This is a genomic window from Pseudomonas sp. GM30, from assembly GCF_000282275.2.
Classification (GTDB): domain Bacteria; phylum Pseudomonadota; class Gammaproteobacteria; order Pseudomonadales; family Pseudomonadaceae; genus Aquipseudomonas.
Map to the genome: position 1 here is coordinate 1 of NZ_AKJP02000024.1, position 15,539 is coordinate 15,539.

Genomic DNA, 15,539 nt, shown 5'->3' on the forward strand with positions numbered 1-15,539 from the left:
CCTACGACATGCAGGTGCCCCTTCCGGCTGTCACAGCCCGCCGACAGTGCTAAGGTTCTGCCCTGGCTTTTGTACTTTTCCAAGGAAGCTTTTATGCCGGACGCCTCGTCCCTCAATGCTGCATTCATGGTGGTCCAGAGCAATAGCCTGGACGAGCTGCGCAGCCTGGTGGTCAGCATTATGCGGCGCTATCCATTGGCGCCCTTGGAGAATGAAATCGCTCTGGTGCAGAGCAACGGTATTGCCCAATGGCTCAAGTTGGCATTGGCTGAGGATCCCCAGGACGATGATCTCGGTGGTTGCGGAATTGCTGCAGCCATCGACGTGCAATTACCCGGCAGCTTTATGTGGCAGCTCTACCGCATGGTCCTGGGCCGAGATGAAATCCCTGCCAAATCCCTGCTCGACAAGGCACCCTTGACCTGGCGATTGATGCGTCTGTTACCCCAATTGATCGACCGTCCACATTTCGAGCCGCTCCAGCGCTTCCTCACCCACGACACCGACTTGCGCAAGCGCTATCAATTGTCTGAACGCTTGGCGGATCTTTTCGACCAATATCAGGTGTATCGCGCGGATTGGCTTGAAGACTGGGCGCAAGGTTTCCATCAGTTACGTAATGTCAGGGGCGAAATCAAACCCCTGTCGCCGACCAGTTGCTGGCAGGCCGAACTGTGGCGTGCGCTATTGCAGGATGTTGGCGAACAAGGCATGGCCCAGAGTCGTGCGGGTGTTCACCAGCGGTTTATCGAAAGAATAAACACCCTCGAGGTCGCACCCGCAGGCCTGCCCTCGCGTGTGATCGTTTTTGGTATTTCTTCTCTGCCGGCTCAAGTGCTTGAGGCTCTGGCCGGACTCGCACGTTTCAGCCAGGTTCTGCTTTGTGTGCACAACCCCTGCCGTCACCACTGGGCCGATATCGTCGCCGACAAAGATCTGCTGCGTCATCAATACAAGCGTCAGAGCCGCAAGACCGGCATGCCGTTCGTACTTGATCCTGACACCTTGCATCAACATGCCCACCCGCTGCTCGCCGCGTGGGGCAAACAAGGTCGCGACTACATCAGCCTGCTCGACAGCTACGATGATCCAAACAGTTATCGCGCGGCATTTCGTGACGGGCGCATCGACCTGTTCAGCGAAACGCAGCCGCAGAACCTGCTCAATCAGCTCCAGGACGACATCCTGGAGTTGCGACCACTTGATGAAACGCGCGTGCATTGGCCCGCTGTCGACCTGATGCAGGATGAGTCGATCCGCTTTCACATCGCCCACAGCGCGCAGCGTGAGGTCGAGATTCTTCATGATCAGTTGTTGGCCCGCTTCAGCGCCAACCCTCAACTGCGTCCCCGCGATGTGATCGTCATGGTGCCGGACATCGACAGCTATGCCCCGCACATCCGCGCGGTGTTTGGGCAGCTCGAGCGGCACGATCCGCGCTTCATCCCGTTTACTCTGGCCGATCAGGGGCAGCGCGGCCGGGATCCCTTGCTGATTGCCGTCGAGCACCTGCTCAAGTTGCCGGACAGTCGTTTTCCGGTCAGTGAAATCCTCGATTTGCTCGACGTTCCCTCATTGCGTGCCCGATTCGGTGTTGAGGAATGTGATTTGCCGACTCTGCATCGCTGGATAGAAGGCGCAGGCGTGCGCTGGGGCATGAATGCCGAGCAACGGGCCGGTCTCGGACTGCCAGGTGAGCTCGAACAAAACAGCTGGCATTTTGGCTTGCGCCGGATGTTGCTCGGTTACGCTGTCGGCAGCTCCAATGCCTGTGCGGGTATCGAGCCCTATGATGAAATCGGTGGGTTGGATGCCGCGCTGATCGGGCCTCTGGTCGCGTTGCTCGATGCGCTGGAACTGGCGCATCAGGAACTCACGCAACCGGCACAACCCAATGAGTGGGGCCTACGTCTCCAGGCGCTGATGCAATTGTTCTTCAAGGCCTGCAATGAACATGACGACTTCTTGCTGACCCAACTGGAGGAGCTTCGCGAGACCTGGCTGGAAACCTGCGAATCGGTAGGCCTGACAGATGAACTGCCGCTGACAGTGGTGCGTGAGGCGTGGCTTGCCGGTCTGGATCAGGGGCGGTTGTCCCAGCGCTTTCTCGCCGGTGCCGTGAATTTCTGCACTTTGATGCCGATGCGTGCGATTCCCTTCAAACTCGTCTGTTTGCTGGGAATGAACGATGGTGACTATCCACGCACGCAGCCGCCCCTGGATTTCGATCTGATGGGCAGCGATTACCGTCCGGGAGATCGTTCCCGACGGGAGGACGACCGTTATCTATTGCTGGAAGCGTTGCTGTCTGCGCGCAATCAGCTCTATATCAGTTGGGTCGGCCGCAGTATTCGCGACAACAGCGAGCGCCCGGCGTCGGTGCTGATCGGGCAACTGCGCGATCATCTCGCCGGTGGCTGGCGATTGGCCGACGAGAGCAGAAATCTGCTGGACGCGTTAACCGAGGAGCACCCGTTGCAACCGTTCAGCGCCCGTTACTTCCATGAGGGTAATCAGCTATTCAGCTATGCCAGAGAATGGCAGGTCTTGCATCAACCCGTTCAGAGCCGAAATGCGGAGCAGTTGCTCGATCCCTATGTCCCGGAAGAACCTCTCACTCTGGTCCTGCTGCAGGACTTCCTGCGCAATCCGGTTCGCCACTTTTTCACCCAGCGACTCAAGGTGTATTTCGAGGCCGCCGAAGCTCCACTGGCGGACGAGGAGCCTTTCGTACTCGATGCATTGCAGCGCTACACCCTCAGCGACAGCCTGCTCGACGCGGCACTCCGGCAACCGGACAATGTCGATCAGGCGCTCGAGGCTCAGGCCCGCCGCCTGCAAAACAGTGGTCTGCTGCCCATGGCCGGTTTTGGTGAGTGCCTGCAGCGCGAATTGATCGAGCCGCTGCCGGATTTGCTTCAGCGCTTTCAGCAACTGCTCACTTTATGGCCAACACCGCTGACCAGCGCAGTTCCGATCAGTCTCCAATTGCACGGACTGCGCCTTGAAGGTTGGCTCGCCAGCCTGCATCAGCGTGCCGATGGTGGATTGCTATCAGTCACGACCATTCCCAACAGCATCGGCTCGATCAAGAGTCGAAAATGGCCCCGTTTGACCAAGCCGTGGGTCAATCATCTTGTTGCCTGTGCCAGTGGACTATCGATGACCACTGCGTTGGTAGCCAGTGATGACACGCTGTTGCTCGAGCCCATGGAGCAGGATCGGGCGCTGAGTTTCCTCGGTGATCTGCTGCTTGCCTGGCAGGCCGGAATGCGTCAGCCGTTGCCGATCGCAGTAAAAACCGCATTTGCCTGGTTGTCCCAGTCCGATCCGCTCAAGGCGCAAGCCGCAGCTCGCAAAGCCTATGAAGGTGATGGCCAGACCAGCGAAGGCGAGCGTCGTGAGAGCCCGGCGCTGTCCCGGCAATTCGCCGACTTTGATTCGCTACTCAGCGACGAGACATTTTCAGGGTGGTGCGACGCCTTGTATCGCCCTCTATACGAAGCACCCTGGCGCTCACTCGCAAGCGAAGGGGGGCGCTCATGAGTTCGAAGATCCCGCTGGCACTGGCTTTCCCACTGCACGGCAGCCAACTGATCGAAGCCAGTGCCGGTACCGGCAAAACCTTCACCATTTCCGCTCTGTATCTGCGGCTGATCCTCGGCCATGACGGCGACCTGAATGGCTTCGGTCGTGAGTTGTTGCCTCCGCAAATCCTCGTGGTGACCTTTACCGATGCGGCAACCAAGGAGCTGCGCGAGCGGATTCGTACTCGATTGGCCGAGGCTGCCCGATTTTTCCGTGATGAGATACCGGCGCCTGATGCCCTGATTGCTGATCTGCGCGAGCAATATGCGCCGCAACAATGGTCCGGTTGCGCCAATCGGCTGGATATCGCCGCGCAATGGATGGACGAGGCCGCCGTTTCGACCATTCACAGTTGGTGTCAGCGCATGTTGCGTGAACACGCCTTTGATAGCGGCAGCCTGTTTACTCAATCCCTCGAGACCGATCACAGCGATTTGCTTGGCGAGGTGCTGCGCGACTACTGGCGTCTGTTCTGCTACCCAATGCAGGGCGATGTCCTCAATTGGGTGCGCAACAACTGGGGCGGACCCGCGGCACTGCTGCCTCGAGTGCGTGGCCTGTTTGCCAGCGAGCGCGACAGCGACGAAGGCAAGCCCCCGGCAGAGCTGATCGACGAGTGTCTGCAGGAGCGTCGTGCTGCCTTGCTTGAACTGAAGATGCCCTGGCGCAAATGGGCCGATGAGCTGCTCGCCATTTGTCATGAAGGCGTTACGAACAAAGCTGTCGACGGTCGCAAGATGCAGGCCCGTTACTTTGAACCCTGGTTTGAAAAGCTCAAGGCCTGGGCTGAAGACGAGTCGCTGGAGCAATTGGACATCGGCACCGGGTTCACCCGGCTCACGCCCGACGGCATGGCGGAAGCCTGGAAAGGCCAGGCACCGAGCCACCCGGGACTCGATGCAATGGCAGGGCTCAAGTCGAGTCTCGATGCATTGCCGACCCCTGATGCTGCAGTCCTGCAACACGCGGCCAAATGGGTAGGCGCGCGTTTTGAAGAAGAGAAACGTCGTCGCGCCGAGATGGGGTTCGATGACATGTTGCTGCGTCTTGACACTGCACTGCAGTCCGATGGCGCGGAGCGGCTTGCCACACTGATCCGCGAACAGTTTCCGGTCGCGCTGATCGATGAGTTCCAGGACACCGATCCGGTGCAGTACCGGATCTTCGAACGTATCTATCGCATCGAAGACAACAGCCCGGACACAGGTCTGTTTCTGATCGGCGATCCCAAACAGGCGATCTACGCATTCCGTGGCGCCGATATCTACACCTATCTGCGTGCACGTGAGGCTACCGCCGGCCGACTGCACACGCTGGGTACCAACTTCCGTTCCAGCCACGGCATGGTGAAAGCGGTCAATCATGTATTTGAACGCGCCGAGTCCCGAGAGCTGGGGCGCGGCGCGTTTCTGTTTCGGCAGAAAACCGGTGAGAACCCGGTACCGTTTCAACCCGTCGAGTCTCAGGGCCGCAAAGAGTGGCTACAGATTGCCGGACAGGACGTTGCGGCGCTGAACGTCTGGCACCTGCCTACCGACCAGCCGCTGTCGGGTGCCGTCTATCGCCAGCAACTGGCGGCCGCCTGTGCCAGTCAAATCACCGCCTTGCTCAATGGCGGGCAAGCCGGCAACGCTGGATTTGTGCAGAGTGGCAAGGAATTCAGAGGCCTGCGTCCTTCGGACATTGCGATTCTGGTTCGCGATGGCAAAGAGGCGCAGGCCGTTCGTGGCGAACTGGCTGCGCGTGGCGTGCGCAGCGTCTACCTTTCGGACAAGGACTCGGTTTTCGCCGCCCAGGAAGCCCATGACTTGCTGTCGTGGCTCAAGGCCTGCGCGGAGCCGGACGTCGAGCGCTCGCTGAAAGCCGCGCTGGCCTGCATCACTCTCAACCTGCCACTGGTCGAGCTGGAACGGCTGAACCAGGACGAGTTGGTCTGGGAAACCCGCGTCATGCAGTTCCGCGGTTATCGCGAATTGTGGCGCAAGCAAGGTGTGCTGCCGATGCTGCGCCGCCTGCTGCACGACTTCCAGTTGCCGCAGATCCTCATGGCACGCAGCGACGGCGAACGCGTGCTGACCAACCTGCTGCACTTGTCGGAATTGCTGCAGCAGGCTGCTGCTGAGCTCGACGGCGAGCAGGCACTGATCCGGCATCTGGCCGAACACCTGGCATTGTCCGGCCAGGCTGGTGAAGAACAGATTCTGCGTCTGGAAAGCGACGAGCAACTGGTCAAGGTCGTGACCATCCACAAGTCGAAAGGCCTTGAATATCCACTGGTGTTCCTGCCGTTCATCTGCTCGGCAAAACCGGTGGACGGCAGCCGCTTGCCGCTCAATTATCACGATGCTTCGGGCAAGGCACAGGTGAGTCTGAAGCCGACTGCCGAATTGATTGCCTTGGCCGATGATGAGCGTCTCGCCGAAGACCTGCGACTGCTCTACGTGGCATTGACCCGCGCGCAGCATGCCTGCTGGCTGGGCGTGACCGATCTAAAACGCGGTAATAACAACAGTTCAGTGCTGCATCTTTCTGCCCTTGGATACCTGCTGGGTGGTGGCGAGATGCTGGGCGAGTCCACCGGATTGAATCGCTGGCTGCAGGACCTGCAACAGGATTGCCCGGCCATCGCCATCGCTGACATGCCTCAACCCACGGACGAGCATTATCAGCCTCCGCGCACTGCAGCGACGCTCAGCGCGACGCTGTTGCCCAAGCGCAAGGCCAGTGAAAACTGGTGGATTGCTTCCTACAGTGCCTTGCGCATCAGTGATGTATTGAGTGTCGGCAGTGATGAAGCGCCGGACAGTCCGCAAGCGCAAAAACTGTTTGATGATGAGCGCCTTGATCCCGAGGCACCGAGAGAAATCATCGCCGGTGGCGCCGATATCCATCGCTTCCCGCGCGGGCCCAATCCAGGGACATTCCTCCACGGTTTGCTGGAATGGGCGGGCGACGAAGGTTTCGCCGTGCAGCGCGATGCGCTGGAGGACGCGATTGCCCGGCGCTGCAACCTGCGTGGCTGGAAGGGCTGGATCACCACGTTGAGTGATTGGCTGGAGCATCTGCTGAAGACACCGTTGCCGGCAGGTACCGGGCGATCACCGGTGGTACTGGAGCAATTGACACAGTACCGGGTCGAGATGGAGTTCTGGTTCGCCAGCCATCAGGTCGACGTGCTCAAACTCGATGAGCTGGTGCGCCAGCACACCCACGGTGGCGTGGCGCGGGTGGCGGCCGAGCCGGTGCAGCTCAACGGGATGTTCAAGGGATTCATCGACCTGACCTTTGAGCACGATGGCCGCTACTACGTGGCCGACTACAAATCCAACTGGTTGGGTGCTGACGACATGGCTTATACCGAGCAGGCCATGGAACGCTCGATTCTCGACAGCCGCTATGACCTGCAATACGTGCTGTACCTTTTGGCACTGCATCGTCAGCTCAAGGCACGGCTGCCTGACTACGATTACGACCGGCATGTGGGGGGCGCGCTGTACCTGTTTTTGCGCGGCACGCGGTCGGACAGTCGCGGCGTGTATTTTGCCCGTCCGCCACGAGAGCTCATCGAAAGCCTGGACCGCTTGTTCCAGGGCAAGCCTGCACCCAAAGCCGAGCCCGCATGGGAACAGGGAGTCCTGTTATGAACCGTACCTTCGCCGATCTGCTGCCGACACCGTTGGCCGACGACAGTCTGTCGACCTTGTCACCGTTGACCCGCGCCGACGATCTGCTGCTGTTGCTGACCCGCTGGGTCGAACGGGGCTGGCTGCGTTCACTGGACAAGGCGTTTGTCGCGTTCCTTCATGAGTTGTCGCCCGAGGCTGATCCGCTGGTGCTGCTCGCCGCCGCGTTGACCAGTCATCAACTCGGTCACGGGCATGTGTGTCTGGATTTGTTCGAAACCCTCAAGGCCCCGGATTTCGCCTTGTCGCTCCCTCCCGAAGGGGATGTGCAAGGGGGTGTTCTGCTACTGCCTTCGCAATTGCTCGAAGCCCTCGACGGCGCTCATTGGTGCAAGGTGCTGGCGGGCAGTCCGCTGGTCGCGCTGGCGGCTGACACAAGTGCAGTGGCGCAGGAACGCCCCTTGGTGTTGTCCGGAAAGCGCCTGTATTTGCGCCGCTACTGGGCTTATGAGCGACGGATCGACAGCGCCTTGCGTCTGCGTCTGGCGCAGAGCGAAATGCCGCCGGCGGACTTGCCGCAGCGCTTGAATGAGCTGTTCGGGACGAGAAAACCAGGTGCAGTGGTCGACTGGCAGAAACTCGCTTGCGCCATTGCCACGCGCGGCGCATTCAGTATCGTCACCGGCGGCCCGGGCACCGGCAAGACCACCACGGTGGTGCGTCTGCTGGCGTTGCTCCAGGCACCCGCCGTGGAGGCCGGGCAGCCGCTGCGGATTCGTCTGGCGGCGCCCACCGGCAAAGCCGCTGCACGGTTGACCGAGTCCATCAGTCAGCAAGTGCAGTCGCTGAAAGTCGCCGACGCCGTGCGCGAGAAAATCCCCTGCGACGTGACCACCGTACACCGTCTGCTCGGCAGTCGGCCCGGTACCCGTCACTTCCGCCACCATGCGGGCAACCGCTTGCCGCTGGACGTGCTGGTGGTCGACGAAGCATCGATGATCGACCTGGAAATGATGGCCAATCTGCTCGATGCCTTGCCGCCCCATGCGCGTCTGGTGCTGCTCGGGGACAAGGACCAACTCGCCTCTGTGGAGGCCGGTGCGGTGCTCGGCGATCTGTGCCGCGATGCCGAGGCTGGCTGGTATAGCCCGCAAACCCGGCAATGGCTGGAGTCTGTCAGCGGTGAATCGCTGCAGGACAGCGGTTTGCACGAAGACAATGACGGCTCGCATCCACTGGCGCAGCAACTGGTGATGTTGCGCCACTCCCGGCGATTCGGCGAGGGCAGCGGCATCGGGCAACTCGCGCGGCGGGTCAATCAACAGTTGCCTGAGGAGGCGCGGCAACTACTGAGCGCTGGTCATTACGCCGATGTGTTCTCGCTGCCGCTCAATGGCGAACACAACCACAAGTTCGAGCGTCTGGTGCTCGATGGCCATGGCGACGAGCCGCAGGGCTATCGCCATTACCTGAGCGTGTTGCGAAATCAACGACCACCACAAGGCCGACCGCTGGAACACCCGGACTGGATTCACTGGGCGCGTGAAGTGCTGCAGGCATTCGATACGTTCCAGTTGCTGTGCGCGGTGCGCAGAGGCCCTTGGGGTGTAGAAGGCTTGAACCAGCGCATCACCGACGCCTTGCTCAAGGCGCGGCTGATCGACAGTGACCAGCAATGGTACGAAGGCCGGCCGGTATTGATGACCCGCAACGACTATGGACTGGGCCTGATGAACGGTGACATCGGCATTGCGCTCAAGCTGCCCGAGCGTGAAGGCCCCGACGCGGGCAAACCGGTACTGCGTGTGGCGTTTCCGCGTAACGATGGCCAGGGCGGTGTGCGCTTCGTGTTGCCGAGTCGGCTCAACGACGTGGAAACGGTGTACGCCATGACCGTGCACAAATCCCAGGGTTCGGAGTTCGCGCACACTGCGCTGATCCTGCCGGATGCCTTGAATCCGGTGCTGACCAAAGAGTTGATCTACACCGGGATCACTCGCGCGAAAAACTGGTTCACCCTGATCGAACCTCGCGCAGGCGTGTTCGAAGAGGCCGTGCAGCGCAAGGTCAAGCGACTCAGCGGGCTGATGCTGGAACTGGAGGAGGGTGGCGAGGCTCGGGGATGAAAGATCTGGCGATTGGCGGCGGTTACTGACCAGCCGGTCAGGAGGCACTGTTTCGCGGGTGTTACTCCGCTGTGCTATCGTTGCGGCATCATTTCGGTACGATCCAAGAGAATCCCTGCATGAAGGTGGCAGTCTGGGCGACAGAGCGCGTGGTTCGCTGCAAGCACGCATTGCTTGTCGGTCTGCTCTGGTTGCTGACTGGCGTTGTCATGGCGCAGACACAAACGCCCGCGGGCATGGCCGAACAACGCGCCCAAGCAGTGACGCAAGTCGTGCTGGGCATTCTCAGCTACGCACGCTGGCCGGTCGAACCTGCGCAGTTGCGCCTGTGTATCGTCGGCCCCACCGAGTACACCGACGATCTGGTCAAAGGCACCACGCAAGCCACCGGTCGTCCGGTCACTGTGCGCCGACTGCTGGCCGACAATCCGGCCATCGTCAGCGAGTGTGATGCGGTGTACATCGGCAAACTCACCGCAGATGAACGCAGTCGGCTCTTCTCTTCATTGATCGGCCATCCGGTGCTGAGCATCAGCGAAGGTGGCGATCAGTGCACGGTCGGCAGCCTGTTCTGCCTGCGCGTCAGCGATGAGCAGGTGTCCTTCGAGGTCAATCTCGACTCCGTCGCCCGTAGCGGTGTACGCATCCACCCGAGCGTGCTGCAGTTGTCGCGCCGCAAACCGGCGGCACCATGAAACTGTTCGGCTCCAGAACCCGCCCGACACTGGGCTCGGTCATCGGCCGTGGACATTTGATTGTCGCGCTGGTGGCCGTGACGATGGCCAGTGTGTCGCTGACCCTGCTGGGGGTTCTCGCGCTGCGGGTCTACGCCGATCATAACCTGCACCTGATTGCGCGCTCGATCAGCTACACCGTGGAAGCGGCGGTAGTGTTCAACGACAAGGCTGCCGCGACGGAAGCGCTGGCGTTGATCGCGTCCACCGAAGAGGTGGCGGACGCTCAGGTTTTCGATGCCCAGGGTACGTTGCTCGCGCGTTGGCAGCGTCCCGAAAACGGTCTGTTTTCCGAGCTGGAAATGCAGGCCGCCCGCACCATTCTGGAAAAGCCGATCAGCCTGCCGATCGTGCATCAGGATCGTGAGATCGGACGCATCCTGCTGGTCGGTCACGGCGGCAGCCTGATGCGCTTCCTGCTCAGCGGTCTGGCGGGGATCGTCCTCTGCACCGCGATCAGTGCCTGGGTCGCGCTGTATCTGGCGCGCCGACAGCTGCGCAGCATTACCGGCCCACTTCGCAGCCTCGCGGCGGTGGCCCACGCTGCCCGCAGCGAGCGAGCACTGGATCGCCGGGTACCGCCGGCGCAGATCGCCGAGCTCGACAACCTCGGCAACGACTTCAATGCCCTGCTCGACGAACTCGAATCGTGGCAAACCCACCTGCAAAGCGAGAACGAAACCCTCGCCCATCAGGCCAGCCATGACAGCCTCACCGGCCTGCCGAACCGGGCGTTTTTCGAAGGCCGGTTGATTCGCGCCCTGCGCAACGCCGGCAAGCTCAATGAGCGAGTGGCGGTGCTGTTTCTCGACAGTGACCGTTTCAAAGGCATCAACGACAACTTCGGTCACGCCGCCGGCGACGCGGTACTGGTGGCAGTTGCCAATCGGATCCGCGCGCAGCTGCGTGAAGAGGATCTGGTGGCGCGGCTCGGCGGCGACGAGTTCGCCGTACTGCTCGCGCCGCTGCACAAGATCGAAGACGCCGAGCGCATTGCCGACAAGATTCTTGCCAGCATGGACGTGCCCATCGCGCTGCCGGGGGATACCAGTGTGGTGACGTCGCTCAGTATCGGCATCGCGGTTTTCCCCGATCATGGTGCCACGCCAGGCGCTTTGCTCAATGCGGCCGACGCGGCGATGTATCAGGCCAAGCGCCTGTCGCGTGGCGCTCAATTCACGGCCGGGTCGGAGAGCCCGGTCGTCAATCTTCAAACCAGGAGCTGATTCCGTGTTCACATTTCCCGCTCGACTGTTTTCCGCCTTGCTGATGATCGCCGTACTGGCGCTGACCGGGTGCCAGACCGCACCGCAGAAAGGCCTGACCCCGGCGCAGATCGCCGTCCTCAAACAACAAGGATTCGAGGCAACCGACGAGGGCTGGGAGTTTGGCCTGTCCGGCAAAGTGCTGTTTGGCAGCGATATCGAAAGTCTGAACAACCAGAGCACCGAAATCGTCGAACGCATCGGCAAGGCGCTGCACGGCGTCGGTATCGAGCGGGTGCGGGTCGACGGTCATACCGACGCGTCGGGCAAAGAGACCTATAACCAGCAACTGTCGCTGCGTCGGGCCAAAAGTGTGGCCAAAGTGCTGACCACCGTCGGTATGAAAGAAGAGAACATCCAGTTGCGCGGCCTGGGCAGCAGCGAGCCGGTGGCGTCCAATGACACTGCCGCCGGACGCACCGAGAATCGCCGGGTGTCGATTGTGGTCAGCGCCGATTAATCGGCAAACCGCATCTCGCGGGTCTGCCCCATCAGCAGACCCTGATTACGCTCGGTCACTTCCCTGATGTAATCCCACAACAAAGTGATCCGCTTCAACTTCCTGAGATCCTCCCGGCAGTACATCCAGAACTGCCGGGTGATGTCGATTTCTTCGGGCAGCACCGGCAGCAGGCGCGGATCCTGCGCGGCGAGGAAGCACGGCAGAATCGCCAGTGAGCGGCCTTGCTGCGCCGCGACGAACTGCGCGATCACGCTGGTGCTGCGCAGGTTTGCGCTGGCGCCGGGCAGCACGTTCGCCAGGTACAGCAGCTCCGAGCTGAACGCCAGGTCATCCACATAACTGATGAATTGATGCTTGCCCAGATCGGCCGGGCGGCGGATCGGTGGGTGCTGGTCGAGGTAGTCCTGGGTCGCGTACAGCTGCAAGCGGTAGTCGCAGAGTTTGCAGCACACGTACGGGCCGTGCTCCGGGCGCTCCAGGGCAATGACGATGTCGGCTTCGCGCTTGGACAGGCTGATGAAGTGCGGCAGTGGCAGGATGTCCACCGAAATCGCCGGGTAGGCGTCGACGAAATGGCTCAGCTGCGGGGTGATGAAAAAACTGCCGAAACCTTCGGTGCAACCCATGCGCACATGCCCCGACAGCGCCACGCCGGACCCCGAAACCTGCTCGCAAGCCATGTGCAACGTGCTTTCAATCGACTCGGCATACCCCAACAGACGCTGGCCTTCAGTGGTCAGGACAAAACCGCTGGTGCGTGATTTTTCGAACAGCAATGTGCCCAACGCCGCTTCCAGCGAACTGATGCGCCGCGACACGGTGGTGTAGTCGACGGCCAGGCGTTTGGCTGCGGTGCTGGCCTTGCGGGTGCGGGCGACTTCGAGGAAAAACTTCAGGTCATCCCAGTTCAGCGACCCCAGGGAGGTGATGTTTTTTTGCATGATGGACGGGCTTATATGTGCGTTCTTATTAGAAGTTTGCACATCTATACTCCAAAAACAGTCCGACAACCAATTCGTGACACACGCCTCATCTCAAGGCGAACCTTTCGCCTTGGCTCCTACGATAAAAACAAGTTTCGGAGACCAGCATGAACGCATCGCTTACGCCCAACGAAACCACGGTCCAGAAGGTCAAGCTGCTGATCGACGGCGAGTGGGTCGAATCGCAGACCACCGAGTGGCACGACATCGTCAACCCGGCGACCCAGCAAGTGCTGGCCAAAGTCCCGTTCGCCACCGCCGCTGAAGTCGATGCCGCCATCAGTGCCGCACACCGCGCCTTCCAGACCTGGAAACTGACCCCGATCGGCGCGCGCATGCGCATCATGCTCAAGCTGCAGGCGCTGATTCGTGAACACTCCAAACGCATCGCCGTGGTGCTGAGCGCCGAGCAGGGCAAGACCATTGCCGACGCCGAGGGCGATATTTTCCGTGGCCTGGAAGTGGTCGAGCACGCCTGTTCCATCGGCACCCTGCAAATGGGCGAGTTCGCCGAAAACGTGGCCGGTGGCGTTGATACCTACACCTTGCGCCAGCCGATCGGTGTGTGCGCCGGCATCACCCCGTTCAACTTCCCGGCGATGATTCCGCTGTGGATGTTCCCGATGGCGATCGCTTGCGGCAACACCTTCGTCTTGAAACCTTCGGAACAGGATCCGCTGTCGACCATGCTGCTGGTGGAGCTGGCGATTGAGGCCGGTGTTCCGGCAGGCGTGCTCAACGTCGTTCATGGTGGTAAAGACGTGGTTGATGGCCTGTGCACCCACAAGGACATCAAAGCGGTGTCGTTCGTCGGTTCGACTGCGGTTGGTACGCACGTTTACGACCTGGCCGGCAAGCACGGCAAACGCGTGCAATCGATGATGGGGGCGAAGAACCATGCCGTGGTGCTGCCGGACGCCAATCGCGAGCAAGCGCTGAATGCCTTGGTCGGCGCCGGTTTCGGTGCGGCAGGGCAGCGCTGCATGGCGACCTCGGTGGTGGTGCTGGTCGGTGCGGCGAAACAATGGCTGCCGGATCTGAAAGCGCTGGCGCAGAAACTCAAGGTCAACGCCGGCAGCGAGGCGGGCACCGATGTCGGCCCGGTTATCTCGAAGAAAGCCAAGGCGCGGATTCTCGACCTGATCGAAAGCGGCATCAAGGAAGGCGCCAAACTGGAACTCGATGGTCGCGACATCAAGGTGCCGGGCTACGAGCAAGGCAACTTCGTCGGCCCGACCCTGTTCTCGGGCGTGACCACTGACATGCAGATCTACACCCAGGAAATCTTCGGTCCGGTGCTGGTGGTGCTGGAAGTCGACACCCTCGATCAGGCCATCGCGCTGGTCAACGCCAACCCGTTCGGCAACGGCACGGGCCTGTTCACCCAGAGCGGTGCGGCGGCGCGCAAATTTCAGACGGAAATCGACGTCGGCCAGGTCGGTATCAACATCCCGATTCCAGTGCCGGTGCCGTTCTTCAGTTTCACCGGTTCCCGTGGTTCGAAACTCGGCGACCTCGGCCCGTACGGCAAGCAAGTGGTGCAGTTCTACACCCAGACCAAAACGGTCACGGCGCGCTGGTTCGATGACGACAGCGTCAACGACGGCGTAAACACCACCATCAACCTGCGCTGAGGAATCGCCATGAAAATCGCATTTATCGGTCTGGGCAACATGGGCGCGCCGATGGCGCGCAACCTGATCAAGGCCGGCCATTCGCTGAATCTGGTAGACCTGAACAAGACGGTGCTGGCGGAACTCGAGCAACTGGGCGGCACCATCCGCGCCTCGGCCCGTGAAGCAGCCGAAGACGCCGAACTGGTGATCACCATGCTCCCGGCGGCGGTGCATGTGCGCAGCGTCTGGCTCGGTGAGGACGGTGTGCTGGCCGGTATCGGCAAAGGCGTGCCGGCGGTGGATTGCAGCACCATCGATCCGCAAACCGCCCGCGATGTCGCCGCTGCGGCTGCCAAACAAGGCGTGGCCATGGCCGATGCACCGGTCTCCGGCGGTACTGGCGGCGCGACCGCGGGCACGCTGACGTTCATGGTCGGTGCGACGCCGGAACTGTTCGCCACCCTGCAACCGGTGCTGGCGCAGATGGGTCGCAACATCGTGCATTGCGGTGAAGTCGGCACCGGGCAGATCGCCAAGATCTGCAACAACCTGCTGCTGGCGATTTCGATGGTTGGTGTCAGCGAAGCGATGGCGCTGGGCGATGCACTGGGCATCGACACTTCGGTGCTGGCCGGGATCATCAACAGTTCGACCGGGCGTTGCTGGAGTTCGGAAATGTACAACCCGTGGCCGGGCATCGTCGAAACGGCGCCGGCCTCGCGCGGTTACACCGGTGGTTTCGGCGCCGAACTGATGCTCAAGGATCTGGGCCTGGCGACCGAAGCGGCGCGTCAGGCGCACCAACCGGTGGTGCTCGGCGCGGTGGCGCAGCAGTTGTATCAGGCGATGAGTCAGCGTGGGGAGGGTGGCAAGGACTTCTCGGCGATTATCAACAGCTATCGCAAGCCGCAGTAACCAGGCATCAAATGGCGGGGTGCGATTCTTTTGTGGCGAGGGAGCTTGCTCCCGCTGGTCTGCGTAGCAGACCCAAACCCGTTCAATGCGGTTCTTCAGAAAAACCGCATTGACTGAATTTACGACTGCTGCGCAGCCGAGCGGGAGCAAGCTCCCTCGCCACAGGTTTTTTTGTGAGGCAAAAAAGATCGCAGCCTTCGGCAGCTCCTACATGGGTGAGACTAGA

Annotated in this window: 9 protein-coding genes; 8 read left to right on the forward strand and 1 reads right to left on the reverse strand. The window is 61.1% G+C overall.

The genetic code is table 11. The annotated features are described in order from the left end of the window. Positions 1–93 precede the first annotated feature (93 nt). The 6 genes from recC (at position 94) to PMI25_RS15705 (ending at position 11,796) form a co-directional block, all read left to right on the forward strand. Positions 94–3,546: an exodeoxyribonuclease V subunit gamma gene (gene recC / locus PMI25_RS15680; protein ID WP_007962109.1), complete on the forward strand. Its 3,453-nt coding sequence runs from the start codon at positions 94–96 to the stop codon at positions 3,544–3,546. After that, positions 3,543–7,232 carry an exodeoxyribonuclease V subunit beta gene (gene recB, locus PMI25_RS15685; RefSeq protein WP_007962108.1) on the forward strand — a complete coding sequence of 1,230 codons (3,690 nt, stop codon included), beginning with the start codon at positions 3,543–3,545 and terminating at the stop codon, positions 7,230–7,232. Before recC ends, recB begins: the two co-directional genes overlap by 4 nt. Next, a complete protein-coding gene (recD, locus tag PMI25_RS15690) occupies positions 7,229–9,337 on the forward strand; it encodes an exodeoxyribonuclease V subunit alpha (protein ID WP_007962107.1) in 2,109 nt (702 codons plus the stop codon). Before recB ends, recD begins: the two co-directional genes overlap by 4 nt. Before the next feature lie 119 nt (positions 9,338–9,456). Beyond that, the gene (locus PMI25_RS15695) at positions 9,457–10,032 is read left to right on the forward strand and encodes a YfiR family protein (RefSeq protein WP_007962106.1); all 576 of its coding nucleotides are present in this window, start codon (positions 9,457–9,459) and stop codon (positions 10,030–10,032) included. Then, a complete protein-coding gene (locus PMI25_RS15700; protein WP_007962105.1) occupies positions 10,029–11,297 on the forward strand; it encodes a diguanylate cyclase domain-containing protein in 1,269 nt (422 codons plus the stop codon). Before PMI25_RS15695 ends, PMI25_RS15700 begins: the two co-directional genes overlap by 4 nt. A gap of 43 nt (positions 11,298–11,340) precedes the next feature. After that, complete coding sequence (locus PMI25_RS15705) at positions 11,341–11,796, forward strand: OmpA family protein (protein WP_177325724.1); 456 nt, start codon at positions 11,341–11,343, stop codon at positions 11,794–11,796. On the opposite strand, the gene PMI25_RS15710 is transcribed toward PMI25_RS15705, so the two are convergent. Further along, complete coding sequence (locus PMI25_RS15710; RefSeq protein ID WP_007962101.1) at positions 11,793–12,740, reverse strand: LysR family transcriptional regulator; 948 nt, start codon at positions 12,738–12,740, stop codon at positions 11,793–11,795. The genes PMI25_RS15705 and PMI25_RS15710 overlap by 4 nt on opposite strands. 149 nt (positions 12,741–12,889) lie before the next feature. Here PMI25_RS15710 and PMI25_RS15715 point away from each other — a divergent pair, with 149 nt between their 5' ends. Continuing rightward, on the forward strand, positions 12,890–14,416 hold the full coding sequence (locus tag PMI25_RS15715; RefSeq protein ID WP_007962100.1) for a CoA-acylating methylmalonate-semialdehyde dehydrogenase: 1,527 nt from the start codon (positions 12,890–12,892) through the stop codon (positions 14,414–14,416). Between the two features lie 9 nt (positions 14,417–14,425). Next, on the forward strand, positions 14,426–15,313 hold the full coding sequence (gene mmsB, locus PMI25_RS15720) for a 3-hydroxyisobutyrate dehydrogenase (protein ID WP_007962098.1): 888 nt from the start codon (positions 14,426–14,428) through the stop codon (positions 15,311–15,313). The last annotated feature ends 226 nt before the right edge of the window (positions 15,314–15,539 follow it).

Bases quoted from the DNA above. Each gene is read 5' to 3' on its own strand.
- PMI25_RS15705 (WP_177325724.1), top strand. From the start codon at position 11,341: ATGATCGCCGTACTGGCGCTGACCGGGTGCCAGACCGCACCGCAGAAA.
- recB (WP_007962108.1), top strand. From the start codon at position 3,543: ATGAGTTCGAAGATCCCGCTGGCACTGGCTTTCCCACTGCACGGCAGC.
- mmsB (WP_007962098.1), top strand. From the start codon at position 14,426: ATGAAAATCGCATTTATCGGTCTGGGCAACATGGGCGCGCCGATGGCG.
- recC (WP_007962109.1), top strand. From the start codon at position 94: ATGCCGGACGCCTCGTCCCTCAATGCTGCATTCATGGTGGTCCAGAGC.
- PMI25_RS15695 (WP_007962106.1), top strand. From the start codon at position 9,457: ATGAAGGTGGCAGTCTGGGCGACAGAGCGCGTGGTTCGCTGCAAGCAC.
- PMI25_RS15715 (WP_007962100.1), top strand. From the start codon at position 12,890: ATGAACGCATCGCTTACGCCCAACGAAACCACGGTCCAGAAGGTCAAG.
- PMI25_RS15710 (WP_007962101.1), bottom strand. From the start codon at position 12,740: ATGCAAAAAAACATCACCTCCCTGGGGTCGCTGAACTGGGATGACCTG.
- recD (WP_007962107.1), top strand. From the start codon at position 7,229: ATGAACCGTACCTTCGCCGATCTGCTGCCGACACCGTTGGCCGACGAC.
- PMI25_RS15700 (WP_007962105.1), top strand. From the start codon at position 10,029: ATGAAACTGTTCGGCTCCAGAACCCGCCCGACACTGGGCTCGGTCATC.